The following is a 16,395-nucleotide window of genomic DNA, read 5'->3' as shown; positions in this document are numbered from 1 at the left end:
GCGGCAGTGAAAGCCTGAGCGCGAGTGGCGGAATTGGTAGACGCGCTGGATTTAGGTTCCAGTGTCTTCGGACGTGTGGGTTCAAGTCCCTCCTCGCGCACAAAGAATGAGTCGGACATCGTTCACGGATGAGTCGCGGCACAGACAACACCCCGGTCTTCGGACCGGGGTGTTTTTTACTGCCGGCGCGTCCGTGACTTTGTTCAGGGGCGTGCACTGTGACGCGGCTCAAAACTTTTCCGGCCCGCAACCCATCCGGCCCCGAACCCGGGCCGAAGACCTTCTGAGACCTCGCACCAAGAGGTGTTCATACCAACCACGGGAGCCCGCCGAGCGGGACCCCGCCAGAAGGAGAAAAACCATGGCTTTCAAGACCCGCCGGAACATTTCCATCCTCGGAATCGCCGCCGTCTCCATGCTGGGCATGGCTGCCTGCAGCACCGACTCCTCCGATACCGCTTCCTCCGAGACCTCCGAATCGGGGATGGCTTCGGAATCCAGCATGTCGCCGTCGGCGTCGGAGTCCATGAGCCCGGATGCCACATCGGGCGAGTCCATGAGCGCCGATCCCGCAGCCAACCTCGTGGGCGGCAGCTGCGCCGACTACGCGGCTGCCGTTCCTGAAGGGCCGGGCTCGGTTGAGGGAATGTCCCTTGATCCGGTTGCCACGGCTGCCTCCAACAATCCGATGCTCACCACCCTGACGGCAGCAGTCTCGGGACAGCTGAATCCGGACGTCAACCTGGTGGATACGCTGAACGGCTCCGAGTTCACGGTCTTCGCCCCCACGGATGAAGCCTTCGCCAAGCTCGACGCGGCCACCCTCGAAACGCTGAAGACCGACCCGGACCTGCTCTCCAGCATCCTGACCTACCACGTGGTCCCGGGCCAGATGACCCCGGATGAGCTCTCGGGCATGTATGCCACGGTCAACGGTGCCGAGGTTGACGTCACCGGATCAGGCGACAGCCTGATGGTTGACGAATCCGCCGTCGTCTGCGGCGGAGTCCAGACCAAGAACGCCACGGTTTACCTTCTGGACACCGTCCTGATGCCGGCGATGTAGCCCCACCGTATTCCCCGGCCGGCACCGGCCGCAGTACCGCACCGCAAAAGGCGGGCGCTCCCACCGGGAGCGCCCGCCTTTTGCGTGTCCAAATTGTGACCGCGCCGGGAGAGGAAATACCTCGAGATCCCGAGCAACCCATTAGGCTCTGTCCATACGTTTGTGTCCCACGACACACATTGGGCACATGCACCGCACGGCGCCCGCCATTTTTGCACGGGTAACACTCGCCCCAGAGGAGTTAGAACCATGTCATTTGCTGGCCGACCCATGAACGGTGCCCGCCCCAAGCGGCGCGCCGCAGCGATCACTGCAGGAATAGCGCTCAGCGCGCTGATCCTCTCCGGCTGCGCCCAGAGCGAGCGCGAGGAAGGCGCCGACGACGGCGGCACCGCCTCCGAGGTGGACGGAACCTTCGTGTTCGCGGCGTCCTCCGACCCGAAGTCCCTTGATCCGGCTTTCGCCTTTGACGGAGAGTCCTTCCGCATCAGCCGCCAGATTTTCGAAGGCCTGGTTGGTGTTAAGCCGGGAACCGCGGACCCCGAACCGCTGCTGGCGAAGTCCTGGGAAACATCCGAAGACGCCCTGACCTACACCTTCGAGCTCGAAGAAGGCGTCACCTTCCATGACGGCACCGAGTTCAACGCCGAGGCTGTCTGCGCAAACTTTGACCGGTGGTACAACTTCACCGGCATCCAGCAGGCCGACAGTGTCTCCTACTATTACGGCAAGCTGTTCAAGGGCTTCTCCGACTCCCCCGAAACGGCTACCTACGAGTCCTGTGAAGCGACCGGCGACTCCGAGGCCGTGGTTACCCTCGCCAAGCCGTTTGCCGGCTTCATTGCGGCGCTGTCCCTGCCCGCTTTCGCCATGCAGAGCCCGGCAGCCATGGAGGAGTACGCCGCCAACGACGTCACCGGCACAGCCGAGGCCCCGAGCCTGAGCACCTATGCCAAGGAACATCCCACCGGCACCGGCCCCTTCAAATTCGGGACGTGGGAAGTGGGCAACCAGATCACCCTCTCCGCCTACGACGACTACTGGGGCGAGCAGGGCCAGGTCACCGACATCATCTTCCGCGTCATTGACGATCCCAACTCCCGCCGCCAGTCCCTGGAAGCCGGAACGATCGACGGCTATGACCTGGTGGCGCCGGCCGACACCCAGGTGCTGGCAGACGCCGGCTACAACGTTGTTGCCCGTGAACCCTTCACCATCCTCTACCTCGGCATGAACCAGAAAGTGGAGGAGCTGGCGGATCCGCTCGTGCGCCAGGCCATCGCCCATGCGATTGACAAGCAGGCACTGGTGGACCAGACCCTGCCGGAGGGCACCAAGGTGGCCAGCCAGTTCATCCCCGACGTCGTCAACGGCTACAACGAGGACGTCACCGAGTACGAATACGACCCGGAGAAGGCCAAGGAACTGCTGGCCGAGGCGGGCTACCCGGACGGCTTCACCCTGGACTTCAATTACCCCACCGGCGTCTCCCGCCCGTACATGCCCACCCCGGAGCAGGTCTACACGAACATCACAGCGCAGCTCGAAGAAGTCGGCATTACGGTCAACCCGCAGCCGAACAAGTGGTCACCCGATTACCAGGACCGGATCCAGGCCACCGAGGACCACGGCATCCACCTGCTGGGATGGACCGGAGACTACAACGACACCGACAACTTTGTGGGCGTGTTCTTCGGACAGGAAAAGCCGGAGTTCGGCTTCAACAATCCTGAAATCTTCACCGCACTGGAGGAAGCCCGCCAGGTGAGCAGCCTGGAGGAGCAGACTCCGCTGTACGAGCAGATCAATGAGGATATTGCGGCCTACGTGCCGGCCATCCCGCTGGCCCACCCCGCACCTTCGCTGGCCTTTGCCGAACGGGTGGACAGCTACCCCGCCAGCCCGGTCAACGACGAAGTGTTCAACAAGATCAAACTCAACAAATAAGCAGCACGCGGCCGGGGTCTCTGCGGAGGCCCCGGCCCTTCACTGTTTCCACTCCCTTCATCCAGCGGGTGTTCCCTGCTGAGAAAGGACTTCCGTGCTGCAAGTCATCGGCAAACGTCTTCTCATGCTGATCCCCACACTTATCGGTCTCTCCATCCTGTTGTTCATTTGGGTACGCAGCCTTCCCGGCGGACCGGCCACCGCACTCCTTGGAGACAAGGCCACGCCCGAAGCCATTGCCCGCATCAACGCCGCCTACGGCTTTGACCGGCCGCTCATCGAGCAGTACTTCACCTACGTCGGCAAGCTCCTCCAAGGCGATTTCGGCACCTCGATCGTGACCGGGCGGCCAGTCCTCGAGGAATTCGCCACCCGCTTCCCGGCAACCCTGGAACTGGCCGTGGTGGCGCTGATCTTCGCCATCGGCATCGGCATTCCGCTCGGCTACCTGGCAGCGACGCACTACGGACGCTTCTGGGACCACTCCTCGGTGGTGCTGTCACTGGTCGGCATCACCGTCCCCGTGTTCTTCCTGGCCTTCATCCTGAAATGGCTGCTGGCCATCCAGCTGCCGGTCTTTCCCCCGGACGGCAGGCAGGATCCCCGCATCGACGCCACGCACGTCACCGACTTCTATGTGCTGGACGGGCTGCTGACCCGCGAATGGGACGCCTCCTGGGACGCTGTGATGCACCTGATCCTGCCCGGCATAGCGCTGGGCACCATTCCGCTGGCCATCATCGTGCGCATTACCCGTGCGTCCGTACTGGAAGTCCAGGGTGCGGATTACGTCCGCACCGCACGGGCCAAGGGCCTGATGGAAAAAACCATCCGCGGCCGCTTTGTGCTCCGCAACGCCATGCTTCCCGTAACCACGACCATCGGTTTGCAGACCGGCCTGCTGATTTCCGGCGCCGTGCTGACCGAGACGGTCTTCGCTTTCAGCGGCGTGGGGCGGTTTCTGCGGGATGCCATCTTCAACCTGGACTATCCGGTCCTGCAGGGGTTCATCATTTTCATCGCCATAGCCTATTCACTGATCAACCTGATCGTTGACGTTTCCTACGGCTTTATCGACCCGAGGGTGAGGGTTCAATGAGTACGATTCTCCCGCCGGCGCCCGGCGGCGCAGTCCGTCCCGACGAGCCCGTGCAGGTGGACACCCGCGGCAGCGGCATGTGGCGGTCCGCCTTCGCCCGGCTGCGGCGCAACCCTGCGGCCATCGCCGGAGCAGTCATTGTCGGGATCTTCATCCTGGTCGCCCTGCTGGCACCGCTGCTGGCACCGTTCGGCGGCGACGACCTGCCCGGACGGACCGAAATTACCCCCACGTCCATCCCCGGGCCCGGCGCCATTGCCGACTATCCGCTGGGACTGGACCGTTTCGGCGGTGATGTCCTCTCCAAACTGATCTGGGGCGCCCGGGCTTCGCTGATCATCGGGATTGTCTCCACGGCGCTGGGACTCGCGGGCGGCATGCTCCTCGGGGTCATCGCCGGCGGACTGGGCGGCTGGGTGGACAACGTCATCATGCGTTTCGTAGACATCCTGCTCTCCGTACCGAACCTCCTGCTGGCCGTGAGCATTGCCGCCATCCTGGGGCAGAACAGCTACGCGATCATGATCGCCATCGGGGTGTCGCAGGTGCCCATCTTCGCCCGGCTCCTGCGCTCGTCCATGATTTCCCAGCGCAGCGCCGACTACATCCTGTCCGCGCAGTCACTGGGGCTGAGCCGGCGGACCATCACTATGAGCCATCTGCTGCCCAACAGCATGGGTCCGGTCATTGTGCAGGGGACCCTGACCCTGGCCACCGCCGTGATCGACGCGGCGGCCCTGTCCTTCCTTGGACTCGGCGGCGGCAAGCCGCAGACGGCCGAGTGGGGACGCATGCTCACCTACGCGCAGAGTGAACTGGCGGTGGCGCCGCAGCTGGCGTTCCTGCCGGGCATCTGCATCGCCGTGACGGCGCTGGGCTTCACGCTGTTGGGTGAGTCCCTGCGCGAGGCACTGGATCCGAAAACACGGAAGAAGTAGCCCGGGAACGACATCTGCCGGCAAGAGTAGACGCACCAAAAAGAGGTGCCGCCCAGTTCAAGTTGAACTGGGCGGCACCTCTTTTCTTGCCGGAATGGTTGCCGGAATCCGCTCAGGAGGCCAGCTCGTCCTCGCCGATGTTCAGTTCGTTGCCCGGGATGGAGGCGAGCAGTTTGCGCGTGTAGGGGTGCCGGGGATTGGAGAAGACCTCCTCGGAGGACGCCGCCTCCACCAGTTCCCCGTCCTTCATGACGCAGACATAGTCCGAGATCAGCCGCACCACGGCCAGGTCATGGGAGATGAAGAGGTAGCTCAGCCCTAGCTCGGCCTGCAGGTCCCCCAGCAGTTTCAGGATCTGGGCCTGGACCAGTACGTCCAGCGCCGAGACCGGCTCGTCACAGACAATCAGTTCCGGCTTCAGCGCCAGGGCCCTGGCGATGGCCACGCGCTGGCGCTGCCCGCCGGAAAGCTCCGCGGGGTAGCGGCCCAGCATCGCGTGCGGCAGCGCCACTTGGTCCATCAGCTCCCGAACTCTGGCGGCCCGCTCGCTCTTGGACCCGCGCTTGTATGTTTTCAGCGGTTCGTCGAGGATCCGCTCGATCGTGAACATCGGGTCCAGCGAGGAGTACGGGTCCTGGAAAATCGGCTGGACCCGCTGCCGGAATTCGCGCAGCTTGCCCTTTTCCAGACCGCCGACATCAATTCCGTCGAAGGTCATGGTGCCGCTGGTGGGCTCAATCAGTTTCAGCAGCATCCGGGCGGTGGTTGTCTTGCCGGAGCCGGACTCCCCCACGATGGCCACCGTCCGTCCGCGCGGGATGTCGAGCGTGACGTTGCGGGCCGCGTAAAAGTCCTCGGACCGTCCGCGGATCTTGAACACCTTCGTCAGGTCGCGGATCTCCACGATGTTGTCCGGGGCGGCCTTTCCTGCCGCAGGGGCTTCGGCGGTCCCGCCGGGAGCAACGGCCGCACCGGCATCAGGCGCCGCGATGCCGGCCGCATTGGTGCCGGCGCCGCCGTCGTCCGCCAGCCCGGCAGTTCCGGAGTGCTCGGTGAAAACCTCTTCGGCCAGTCTCAGCCGCTGGGCCGCCGGCACAGTGAAGGCCCCGGGGCTCAGCCGCACCGCCGCCACGCTGGGAGCGGCCGCCACCAGGGCCTGCGTGTAGGGATGCTGCGGATCCTCGAGAAGCTGGCGGGCGGGGCCGGTTTCCACCACCAGGCCCCGGTGCATCACCACCAGCTCGGAGGCGCGTTCGGCGGCCAGCCCCAGGTCATGGGTAATGAGCAGCACCGAGGTCCCCAGCTCATCGGTCATCCTGCCGATCTGGTCCAGAATGGTCCGCTGGACGGTCACGTCAAGGGCCGACGTAGGCTCGTCGGCAATCAGCAGCCGCGGACGGCAGGCGAGACCAATGGCGATCAGCGCGCGCTGGCGCATGCCGCCGGAGAACTCGTGGGGATACTGCTTGGCGCGTTCGGCGGCGTCGGGCAGGCCCGCCGCGGTGAGGACCTCGATGACTTTCCGGTCCAGGTCCTTGGACGTGGCCATGCCGTGCACCAGGAGGGTCTCCGCCACCTGGGTGCCGATCTTCGTGACCGGATTCAGATTGGACATGGGATCCTGCGGCACCAGGCCAATGGACCGGCCCCGGATGGCCCGCATTTTGGCCTCCGGCATTCCCACCAATTCTGTGCCGTCGAAACGGATACTGCCGGCAGCTACCTTGCCGTTGCCCGGCAGCAAGCCAATGACAGCCATTGCCGTGGTGGACTTCCCCGAGCCGGATTCGCCGACGATGGCCAGTGTCCGGCCCTTGCCGATCGAAAACGAGGCATTCTTAACCGCCTGGACTTCGCCGTCGGTCGTGCGGAAATTCACCGCGAGATCGGTCACCTCAAGCAGGGGAATGTCAGGGCTCATTTCAGTCATTTCCCTATCCTGCCTTACTTGAAGCGACGGTGTGAGCCGTGTCTCACAGCCTTTTACCAGTTTTTTATCATTTAGACTGGCAATCCACGCAAAAAGCTCCCGCAAGTGCCGGGCCGCTTGGCGCGGAACCACCGTTTGGCGCACCATGTGGCAACGCCGCCGGCAATCACCGTTAGAGAAAAACCAGGGATGGAGCGTCCCGGAGGAGAACAGCAGCTGTGACAGATCCCGGCATCGGCCGCCGCTCCTTCCTGAGGGCCGGTGCCCTGCTCGGCGCCCTGGCCCTCGCCGGATGCACCGCCGCCCCGCCCGACGCCGAAGCCACCGCGTCAGCGTCCGCCTCCGGCACGGCGGCGGGTGCACCCGATGCCACCTTCACGTTCGCCACCGCGGCCCGCCCCGCCGGCCTGGACCCGGCCCTGGCTACGGACACCGAAAGCCACCGGATTACCCGCCAGATCATGGAAGGTCTTGTCGGGGTGGATCCCCTGACCTCGGCACCCACTCCGCTGCTGGCCGAGAGCTGGACCCAGTCCGAAGACGGCCGCATCTACACCTTCAAGCTGCGCAGAGGCGTCACCTTCCACGACGGTGAACCCTTCAACGCCGACGCCGTGTGCGCCAACTTCGACCGCTGGTACAACCTGCCGGCATCCGCCCGCGGCTCCGGCCACCTCGCCTATGAGGCCGTCTTCAACGCCTATTCGGACAGCCCGGCACTGGCGGTGTACAAATCCTGCACCGCGGTGGATGAATACACTGTCAGCATTGAACTGGCCACCCGGCTTGCGGCATTCATTCCCGCGCTGGCCTCGCCCGAGTTTGCCATGTCTTCCCCGAAGGCCCTGCAGCAGTTCAATGCCGATGCCCTGACCAGCGACAAAGACGGCCAGAAAATTTCCGACTACGCCTCCCGCCCGGTGGGCACCGGGCCTTTTTCCCTTCAGTCCTGGGACGGAGACGAAGTGCGTCTGGAAGCGTACCCGGAGTACTGGGGCGAACGCGGCCAAATCGCCACCCTTGTCTTCAAGACGATGACCAGCCCGGCCAGCCGGCTGCGCGCACTGAAAACCGGCGAGGTGGACGGCTACGACCTGGTGACTGTCTCCGACGTGGACGATCTGGCCCGCAACGGAATGCAGATCCTGCAGCGCGACCCCTACTCGGTCATGTACCTGGGGATCAACCAGGCCTTCCCGGGCCTGGAGAACATCAAAATGCGCCAGGCCATTGCGCATGCCATCGACAAGGATGCCCTGCTGGACGGGCTGTTCCTCAACGGCACCAAGCAGGCCAACCAGTTTGTGCCCGAAAAACTCGGTGTCAGCTCGGGATCCGTCACCACCTACGGCTACGATCCGGAACGGGCGGCGGAGCTGCTCAAGGAAGCCGGATACGACGGCGCCGAGCTGCCGTTCCACTACCCCCGCCACGTCACGCGCGCCTACCTGCCGACGCCGGAGCGCGTGTACGCGGAACTTAGCCGCCAGCTCACCGCCGCGGGACTGAACATCAAGCCGGTTCCGGTGGAATGGTCCGATGACTATGTGCAGAGCGTGCAGCGCAGCGGAGACCGCGCCCTGCACCTGTTCGGCATCAGCGGCACCTATGACGATCCGGACAACTTCGTGGGAAGCCTCTTCGGCAGCTACACCGAGGAATTCGCCTACGACGACGCCCAGCTGCTGAGCAAGATCGACCGGGCCCGGACGCTGGACTCGGGGCCGGAGCAGACCGAGGCATACACGGCCATCAGCGACCGTATTTCCACCCGGGTTCCGGCCGTGCCGCTGGCCTTCCCCATCTCCGCGCTGGCGTGCTCCCCCCGGGTTGCCGTCTATCCCACCTCTCCCCTCCTCAACGAGGTCTTCAACCAGATCGAGCTGCGCGAACAGTAACTCCCCGACGCCCGTACTCCGGGAAGCAAGAGGGTGATTTTAGTACGGGCCCCGGGAGCGATACGCTTCTAGGGCTAGCGCCCTCGCGACTGGAGATACGAAGTTGACTGCTAATAGCCCCGCGGACACGTCCGCAACAAAGACCGATGTACTGCTGATCGGCGGCGGCATCATGAGCGCGACCCTCGGGGCGTTCCTGAAGCAGCTGGCGCCGGACTGGGACATTTCCCTGTTTGAGCGCCTCGACCGCGCCGGCATGGAAAGCTCGGATCCCTGGAACAATGCCGGGACCGGCCACGCCGCGCTCTGCGAACTGAACTACAGCCCCGCCTCGGCCGACGGTTCCGTTGACCCGGCCAAGGCCGTAGGGATTAACGAACAGTTCCAGGTTTCCCGCCAGTTCTGGTCCCACATGGTCTCTTCCGGCCATATCTCGAACAACTTCATCAACCCGCTGCCCCACATGAGCTTTGTCTGGGGTGACGCGCACTCCGAGTACCTGCGCCGCCGCCACGAGTCGCTGAGCGCGCAGCCGCTGTTCAAGACCATGGAATTCTCCGAAGACCACGCCAAGGTGGCCGAATGGGCTCCGCTGATCATGGAAGGCCGGGATCCCTCGCAGCGGATTGCAGCCTCCCGTGTAGCCGGCGGCACCGACGTCGACTTCGGCGCCCTGACCCGTGAACTGACCGGGTACCTGGGCGACAACGGCGTGGAAATGAATTTTGGCCACGAGGTCAACAACGTTTCCCGTTCCTCCAGCGGCGGCTGGGACGTCAAGGTCAAGAACCGTGCCACCGGCCAGTCCCGCACGGTGTCTGCCCGCTTCGTCTTCATTGGCGGCGGCGGCGGCGCCCTGCACCTGCTGCAGGCCTCCGGCATCCCCGAGGGCAAGGGTTTCGGCGGTTTCCCCGTCTCCGGCCAGTTCCTGCGCTCCACGGATGAGTCGATCATTGCCCGCCACAACGCCAAGGTCTACGGCCAGGCCTCGGTGGGCGCCCCGCCCATGTCCGTCCCGCACCTGGACACCCGGTTCGTCAACGGCAAGCGTTCGCTGCTGTTCGGCCCGTACGGCGGCTTCTCCCCCAAGTTCCTCAAGGGAGGTTCGCTGCTGGATCTGCCCGGCTCCGTGCGCCCGGACAACCTGGTGCCGATGCTGGCCGTCGCCAAGGACAACATGTCGCTGGTGAAGTACCTGATCACCGAGGTGCTGAAGACCCGCGAAGGCAAGACGGCTGCCCTTCAGGAATTCATGCCCGGCGCCGTCACCGACGGCTGGGACCTGATCACCGCGGGCCAGCGCGTCCAGGTCATTAAGAAGGACCCGAAGAAGGGCGGCGTGCTGCAGTTCGGCACCGAGCTCATCACCGGAGCCGACGGCACCATCGGCGCCCTGCTGGGTGCGTCCCCGGGTGCGTCCACTGCCCCGCCGATCATGGTCAACCTGCTCAAGCGCTGCTTCCCCGCGGACTTCCCCGGCTGGGAGCCCAAGCTCAAGGACATGATCCCGGGCTACGGCGTCAAGCTCAACGAGAATGAGTCGCTGCTCGAGGACATCACCAAGGACACCAACCGCGTCCTCGGCCTGAGCTAGCCGCACCCGTTTTACCCGTGGGACCGGGCCGACCCATCCGGTTGGCCCGGTCCTTCGAACACTCTGCACCGGAACGGTTCGCCTGCCCGGAACGTTTTGCCGATCTACGTTAGTTCAGTCCTCCCTAAGGCAGGCTCATGGACCGTTTGGCCAAGCTTTCCCTCTCCAACCGGGCGCTCATTGCCCTGATCACCGTCTTCACGGTGGTCTTCGGCGTGATCTCCATGGGTTCCCTGAAACAGGAGCTCATCCCGTCCCTGGAGTTTCCGCAGATCACCGTGATCACGGCACTGCCCGGTGCGTCCCCGGAGGTGGTGGACAAGCAGGTCAGCGAACCGCTGGAAGGCGCCCTCACCGCCGTCGAGGGCCTTGAATCCTCCTCCGCCACCTCGCGGTCCTCAATCTCCACCATCAATCTGACCTTTGCCTACGGCACCGATCTGGACCGCGCCCGCGGCCAGGTGGACCGGGCCATCTCCAACGCCCGGCAGCTGCTGCCCGAGGACACCAACCCGCAGTCCCTGGCCGGCAGCATCAGCGACTTCCCCATCGTGTACCTGGCCGTCTCCTCGGACCAGCCGCTGGCCGAGCTCAACGCAGACCTGCAGCGGCTGACCGTACCGCGGCTGCAGAAGATCGAAGGCGTCCGGACCGCCGAAGTCACCGGCGGGTCCACCCGCAGCATCGCCATCCTTCCCGACCAGGCGGCGCTGGCCGCCCTGGGCGTCTCGCCGTCGGCCATCTCGGAGGCGCTGGAAAACAGCGGGGCCCTGGTGCCGGCCGGCACCGTTGCCGAAGACACCCGGTCACTGCCCATCCAGGTCGGCAGCCCGCTGGACAGCCTGGAGAAAATCTCCGCGCTGCCGCTTGAATCCACCCGGGATTCCGGCAGCGACGACGACGGCGCCCCCGTGACCATCGGCGACGTCGCCTCCGTGGACATCACCGAAGATGAAAACACCTCGATCACGCGCACCAACGGGGAGCCGACGCTTGCCGTCTCCATCACCAAGACACCGGCCGGGGATACGGTGGGCATCTCGCACGAGGTGCTGGATCTGCTGCCGTCGCTGCAGGACGAGCTGGGCAACGGGGCAAAGTTCACTGTGGTCTTCGACCAGGCGCCCTTCATCGAGGAGTCCATTTCCAACCTCACCACCGAAGGCATCCTGGGCCTGGGGTTTGCAGTCCTGGTGATCCTGGTCTTCCTGCTGTCGGTGCGCTCCACCCTGGTCACCGCCGTCTCCATCCCGCTGTCCCTGCTGGTGACGTTCATTGGGCTGCTGGCCTTCGGGTACTCGCTGAACATCCTGACCCTGGGCGCCCTGACCATCGCGATCGGCCGGGTGGTGGATGACTCCATTGTGGTCATTGAAAACATCAAGCGGCACCTGGGATACGGCACGGACAAGCGCACCGCCATCCTGACCGCCGTCCGTGAAGTGGCCGGCGCCATCACCGCCTCCACCCTGACCACCGTGGCCGTTTTTGCGCCGATCGCCTTCGTGGGCGGCCTGTCCGGTGAACTGTTCCGCCCGTTCGCCATCACCACGTCGCTGGCGCTGCTGGCCTCCCTGCTGGTATCCCTGACCATTGTTCCGGTGCTGGCGTACTGGTTCCTGAAGTCCTCCCGGCCGGTCGCCGATCCTGCCGCCTACCGCGCCGAAGTGGAAGCCAAGGAGTCCCGGACCCTCCTGCAGCGCGGGTACCTGCCGATCCTGCGCGGCACACAGCGCCACCCCGCCTACACCCTGGCCGCCGGCCTTGTCGTGCTGGTCGGCACCGCGGCCATGACCCCGCTGCTGCAGACCAATCTGCTCGGGGACACCGGGCAGAACACGTTCAGCGTGCGGCAGGAAATGCCGCCGGGCACCTCGCTGGAAACCACCTCGGCTGCTGCCGAAGAGGTGGAGGAGGTGCTCAGCGGCACCGAGGGCGTCAGGGACGTCCAGGTCACCATGGGTACGTCGAACTCCGGCTTTGCCGCCTTCACCGCCGGCGGGTCCGCGGTGGCCTCCTTCACCGTGATCACCGAACCGGGCGTGGATCAGGTGGCACTGCGGGAAACCGTCAGCAATGAACTGGAGAACCTGGACGACGACGCCGGGAACGTCACGCTGGGAACCACCGGCGGCGGCTTCGGCACCTCCAACACGGTGGACATCAGCCTCTCCGCCGGAGACCCGAATGAGCTGCAGCCGGCCTCCGACCAGCTGGTGGAGGCCATGTCCAAGCTGCCGTCCGCGGGCGAGGTCACGAGCAACCTTTCCTCGTCCTCCCCCGTGGTGCAGATTTCGATTGACCGGGCCAAGGCCGTTGAGGCCGGGCTGAACGAACAGCAGATTGCAGGGCTTGTGGCCTCCACGCTCAGCCCGCTCCCGGGCGGAACCGTCCGGATCGGCACCGATGACTTCCCGGTGCTTATCGGCGAGGGCACCCCGATTACGAGCGTTGAGCAGCTCAGTGCAGTGCCGGTGCCGGCCGGCTCGGGCAGCGTGCCGCTGAGCTCCCTGGCCACGGTGGAGGAAGTGGATGTGCCGACGTCGATTTCCTCCTCCGGCGGCGAGCGCACCGCGGTCGTCTCCGTGGCCCCTGCGGGCGACAACCTGGGGGCGGCGATCACCGAGGTGCAGGCCCAGCTGGAGGACATAGAGCTGCCGGCCAGCGTCACCGCCACCCTCTCCGGTGCCGCCACCCAGCAGAACGAGTCCTTCACGCAGCTGGGACTGGCCCTGCTGGCAGCGATTGCCATTGTGTACGTCATCATGGTGGCCACGTTCAAGTCGCTGATCCAGCCGCTGATCCTGCTCGTGTCCGTTCCGTTTGCCGCCACCGGAGCAATCCTGCTCCTGCTGGTCACCGGGGTGCCGCTGGGCCTGCCCTCCCTGGTGGGCATGCTGATGCTGGTCGGGATTGTGGTCACCAACGCCATCGTGCTGGTGGACCTGATCAACCAGTACCGGCGCCCGCACGAGGGCCGGCCGGGGATGAACGTGTCCGACGCCATCATGCGCGGGGCACGGCAGCGCCTGGGGCCCATCCTGATGACCGCGCTCGCGACGGTGTTTGCGCTTACTCCGATGGCACTGGGCGTTACCGGCGAAGGCGGTTTCATCTCCCGGCCGCTGGCGATTGTGGTGATCGGCGGCCTGGTCTCCTCCACCGTGCTGACCCTGATCCTGGTGCCGGTGCTGTACCGGCTGGTGGAGGGCTCGCGGGAGAAGCGGGCAAACCGGCACCGCCACTCCACCGACCGGACACCCGCCGAGTCCGGTCCGGTCCAGGCCTAGGCCGGGCGCAGAACGAGGTGCCGGGAATGATTGTCCGGCCGCCGGAGTTACGGGTAGTACATGCAAATGCATATACTTAGGGCAGGCAGATTTGTCATCCGCCGGCCAACCATTGGAGGACACCATGCAGATCGGCGTATTCAGCGTCAGCGACATCACCCGCGACCCCGTCACCGGGCGGACGCCCACTGAAGGTGAACGCATCAAGTCGGCCGTTGCCATCGCCAAGAAGGTCGAAGAGATCGGCATGGATGTCTACGCCACCGGCGAGCACCACAACCCGCCGTTCTACGCCAGCTCCCCCACCACACTGCTGGGCTACATTGCCGCCCAGACCGAGCGGATCATCCTCTCGACCGCCACCACGCTGATCACCACCAATGACCCGGTGAAGATCGCCGAGGACTTTGCCATGCTGCAGCACCTCTCCGACGGCAGGGTGGACCTGGTCCTGGGCCGGGGCAACACCGCTCCCGTCTACCCCTGGTTCGGCAAGAACATGCAGGACTCGGTGGAGCTGACCGTGGAAAACTACAACCTGCTCCGCCAGCTCTGGGACAAGGACACGGTGAACTGGGAGGGGAAGTTCCGCACCCCGCTGCGCAACTTCACGTCCACGCCGCGGCCGCTCGACGGCGTCGCACCCTTCGTCTGGCACGGCTCCATCCGCACGCCGCAGGTCGCGGAGATTGCCGCCTACTTCGGGGACGGCTTCTTTGCCAACAACATTTTCTGGCCGAAGGAGCACTACATGCAGCTCATCAGCCTGTACCGCGAACGCTACGAGCACTACGGCCACGGCCGCGCGGACCAGGCGGTGGTGGGCCTGGGCGGCCAGTTCTTCATGCGGAAGAACTCGCAGGACGCGGTGAACGAATTCCGCCCCTACTTCGACAACGCGCCGGTGTACGGCCACGGCCCCTCGATGGAGGATTTCACCGCGCAGACTCCGCTCACCGTGGGCAGTCCGCAGGAGGTCATCGAGAAGACCCTGTCCTTCCAGGAGTACTTCGGCGACTACCAGCGCCAGCTCTTCCTTATTGACCATGCCGGACTGCCGCTGAAAACGGTGCTTGAGCAGCTGGACCTCTTTGGGGAGTACGTCCTGCCGGAACTGCGCCGTGAATTTGACGCCCGCCGCCCGGCCGATGTCCCCGACGGCCCCACGCATGCCGCACGGGTAGCCGCCCTTAGTGCGGCGTCACGTACATCCGCTGCCTCTTCTCTTCAGTAGGCTAGAGACATGTCCCTGGATACCAGCAGCGTCCCCGTTCGACAGGCAGCCGAAACCTGGGAGTCCCTCTTCCGGACCCAGGTGGGTGTCATGCGGAGGCTCCAGAAGGATCCTGCCTTCAAGGAACTGACCATGCGCGAGTATGACGTGCTGTTCAACCTCACCCGCTGCCCGACCGGCTGGACCCGGCTGAATGAACTGAATGAGCACCTGCTGATCAGCCAGCCCAGCCTCAGCCGCATGGTGGAGCGGATGGAAGCCAAGGGGCTCCTCCAGCGCCGTCCGGCCGAGAATGACCAGCGCGGCGTCGAGCTGGCGCTGACCGACGCAGGCCGGGACCTGCAGCGCCGGCTGGGCCGCGCGCATGTCCAGGGCATTCACGAGCTGCTCTCCCCGGCGCTCAGCAGCGAGGAGCTCCTGCAGCTGAAGTCCCTCACCGACAAGGTACTGGCGAGCCTGGCCGCCAGCGCGGACTAGCATGCGGCCGTGAGAACCTACAGCGCCGGCGACGTTCCCGACCAAAGCGGCAAAACCGCCGTCGTCACCGGCTCCAACAGCGGTCTGGGGCTGCAGACCGCCCTCGTTCTTGCGGCGAAGGGCGCACGCGTGGAGCTGGCCTGCCGGGACGCCAAGCGCGGCGAAGCGGCAATGCAGCGCATCCGAGCCGAAACAGGGAACGACGACGTGCGGGTGCGGCAGCTGGACCTGGGCTCGCTGGAGTCCGTCCGCGCCTTTGCCGCGGCGCAGGAGCGGCCCGTGGACCTGCTCATCAACAACGCCGGCGTCATGGCAACCCCGCACCGCACCACCGCCGACGGCTTCGAGCTCCAGTTCGGGGTAAACCATCTGGGGCACTTCGCCCTGACCGGGCTGCTGCTGCCGATGCTGCGCGCCGCCCCTGCTCCGCGCGTCGTCACCGTCTCCAGCCTGGCGCACCGCGGCGGAAGGATGGATTTCGACGATCTGGCCGCTGAACACAGCTACCGGCCGTGGGCGCGGTACAACCAGAGCAAGCTGGCCAACCTGCTGTTCACCTTCGAGCTGAACCGCCGGCTCCAGGCCCGCGGCGAAAACCTGGTGGCCGCCGCAGCCCACCCCGGATTCGCCAGCACCAACCTCACCGCCGGCATGCACCACCCCGCCACCCTGGATCTCCTCGGCGGCTTCTTCCGCCTGCTTGGCCAAAGCGGGGCCCGCGGGGCGCTCCCCACCCTCTATGCCGCGACTGCTCCCGGCGTGCGGGGCGGAGACTTTTACGGGCCGGACGGTCCCGGCCAGCTGCGCGGCAAACCCGCCCCGGTGACGCCGGCCCCGCAGGCCCGCGATGCCCTGGCAGCCCGGCGGCTCTGGGACGTCAGCACCAAGCTCACCGGCGGGGTCTTCGAAGGCCTGGACTAGC

General features: G+C 65.5%; 11 protein-coding genes and 1 tRNA gene. 11 read left to right on the top strand and 1 reads right to left on the bottom strand.

From position 1 onward, the window contains the following. The first annotated feature begins 18 nt into the window (after positions 1 to 18). The 5 genes from WKB88_RS06480 to WKB88_RS06460 all read left to right on the top strand — a co-directional run bounded on the left by WKB88_RS06480 (position 19) and on the right by WKB88_RS06460 (position 5,050). A tRNA-Leu gene (locus WKB88_RS06480) sits at positions 19 to 100 on the top strand. 261 nt (positions 101 to 361) lie between these two features. After that, positions 362 to 1,066 carry a fasciclin domain-containing protein gene (locus WKB88_RS06475; protein WP_341393705.1) on the top strand — a complete coding sequence of 235 codons (705 nt, stop codon included), beginning with the start codon at positions 362 to 364 and terminating at the stop codon, positions 1,064 to 1,066. Between the two features lie 249 nt (positions 1,067 to 1,315). Next, positions 1,316 to 3,013 (top strand): ABC transporter substrate-binding protein, encoded by a 1,698-nt coding sequence (locus WKB88_RS06470; protein ID WP_445818878.1) that lies wholly within the window; start codon positions 1,316 to 1,318, stop codon positions 3,011 to 3,013. Between the two features lie 94 nt (positions 3,014 to 3,107). Then, entirely contained in the window at positions 3,108 to 4,112 is a 1,005-nt protein-coding gene (locus WKB88_RS06465; RefSeq protein ID WP_341393704.1) for an ABC transporter permease, read from the top strand. Continuing rightward, positions 4,109 to 5,050: an ABC transporter permease gene (locus WKB88_RS06460; RefSeq protein ID WP_341393703.1), complete on the top strand. Its 942-nt coding sequence runs from the start codon at positions 4,109 to 4,111 to the stop codon at positions 5,048 to 5,050. The genes WKB88_RS06465 and WKB88_RS06460 overlap by 4 nt, the downstream gene beginning before the upstream one ends. Positions 5,051 to 5,162: 112 nt before the next feature. On the opposite strand, the gene WKB88_RS06455 is transcribed toward WKB88_RS06460, so the two are convergent. Continuing rightward, the gene (locus tag WKB88_RS06455) at positions 5,163 to 6,980 is read right to left on the bottom strand and encodes an ABC transporter ATP-binding protein (protein ID WP_341393702.1); all 1,818 of its coding nucleotides are present in this window, start codon (positions 6,978 to 6,980) and stop codon (positions 5,163 to 5,165) included. A gap of 218 nt (positions 6,981 to 7,198) precedes the next feature. Here WKB88_RS06455 and WKB88_RS06450 point away from each other — a divergent pair, with 218 nt between their 5' ends. From WKB88_RS06450 to WKB88_RS06425, 6 genes are all read left to right on the top strand, one after another. After that, positions 7,199 to 8,878, top strand: a complete 1,680-nt coding sequence (locus WKB88_RS06450) for an ABC transporter substrate-binding protein (protein WP_341393701.1) — start codon at positions 7,199 to 7,201, stop codon at positions 8,876 to 8,878. A gap of 103 nt (positions 8,879 to 8,981) precedes the next feature. Continuing rightward, positions 8,982 to 10,472: a malate:quinone oxidoreductase gene (locus tag WKB88_RS06445; protein WP_341393700.1), complete on the top strand. Its 1,491-nt coding sequence runs from the start codon at positions 8,982 to 8,984 to the stop codon at positions 10,470 to 10,472. A gap of 137 nt (positions 10,473 to 10,609) precedes the next feature. Then, positions 10,610 to 13,762, top strand: a complete 3,153-nt coding sequence (locus WKB88_RS06440) for an efflux RND transporter permease subunit (protein ID WP_341393699.1) — start codon at positions 10,610 to 10,612, stop codon at positions 13,760 to 13,762. Positions 13,763 to 13,886: 124 nt separating this feature from the next. Continuing rightward, positions 13,887 to 14,996 carry an LLM class flavin-dependent oxidoreductase gene (locus WKB88_RS06435; RefSeq protein ID WP_341393698.1) on the top strand — a complete coding sequence of 370 codons (1,110 nt, stop codon included), beginning with the start codon at positions 13,887 to 13,889 and terminating at the stop codon, positions 14,994 to 14,996. A gap of 9 nt (positions 14,997 to 15,005) precedes the next feature. Next, positions 15,006 to 15,473 carry a MarR family winged helix-turn-helix transcriptional regulator gene (locus tag WKB88_RS06430; RefSeq protein WP_341393697.1) on the top strand — a complete coding sequence of 156 codons (468 nt, stop codon included), beginning with the start codon at positions 15,006 to 15,008 and terminating at the stop codon, positions 15,471 to 15,473. 9 nt (positions 15,474 to 15,482) lie between these two features. Further along, positions 15,483 to 16,394 (top strand): oxidoreductase, encoded by a 912-nt coding sequence (locus WKB88_RS06425; RefSeq protein WP_341393696.1) that lies wholly within the window; start codon positions 15,483 to 15,485, stop codon positions 16,392 to 16,394. Position 16,395: the final 1 nt, after the last annotated feature.

It is taken from the genome of Arthrobacter sp. G119Y2 (assembly GCF_038069765.1).
Taxonomy (GTDB): Bacteria; Actinomycetota; Actinomycetes; order Actinomycetales; family Micrococcaceae; genus Arthrobacter_B.
The sequence above is the reverse complement of the archived record's forward strand: the minus strand, read 5'-3'. Positions and strand labels throughout refer to the sequence as shown.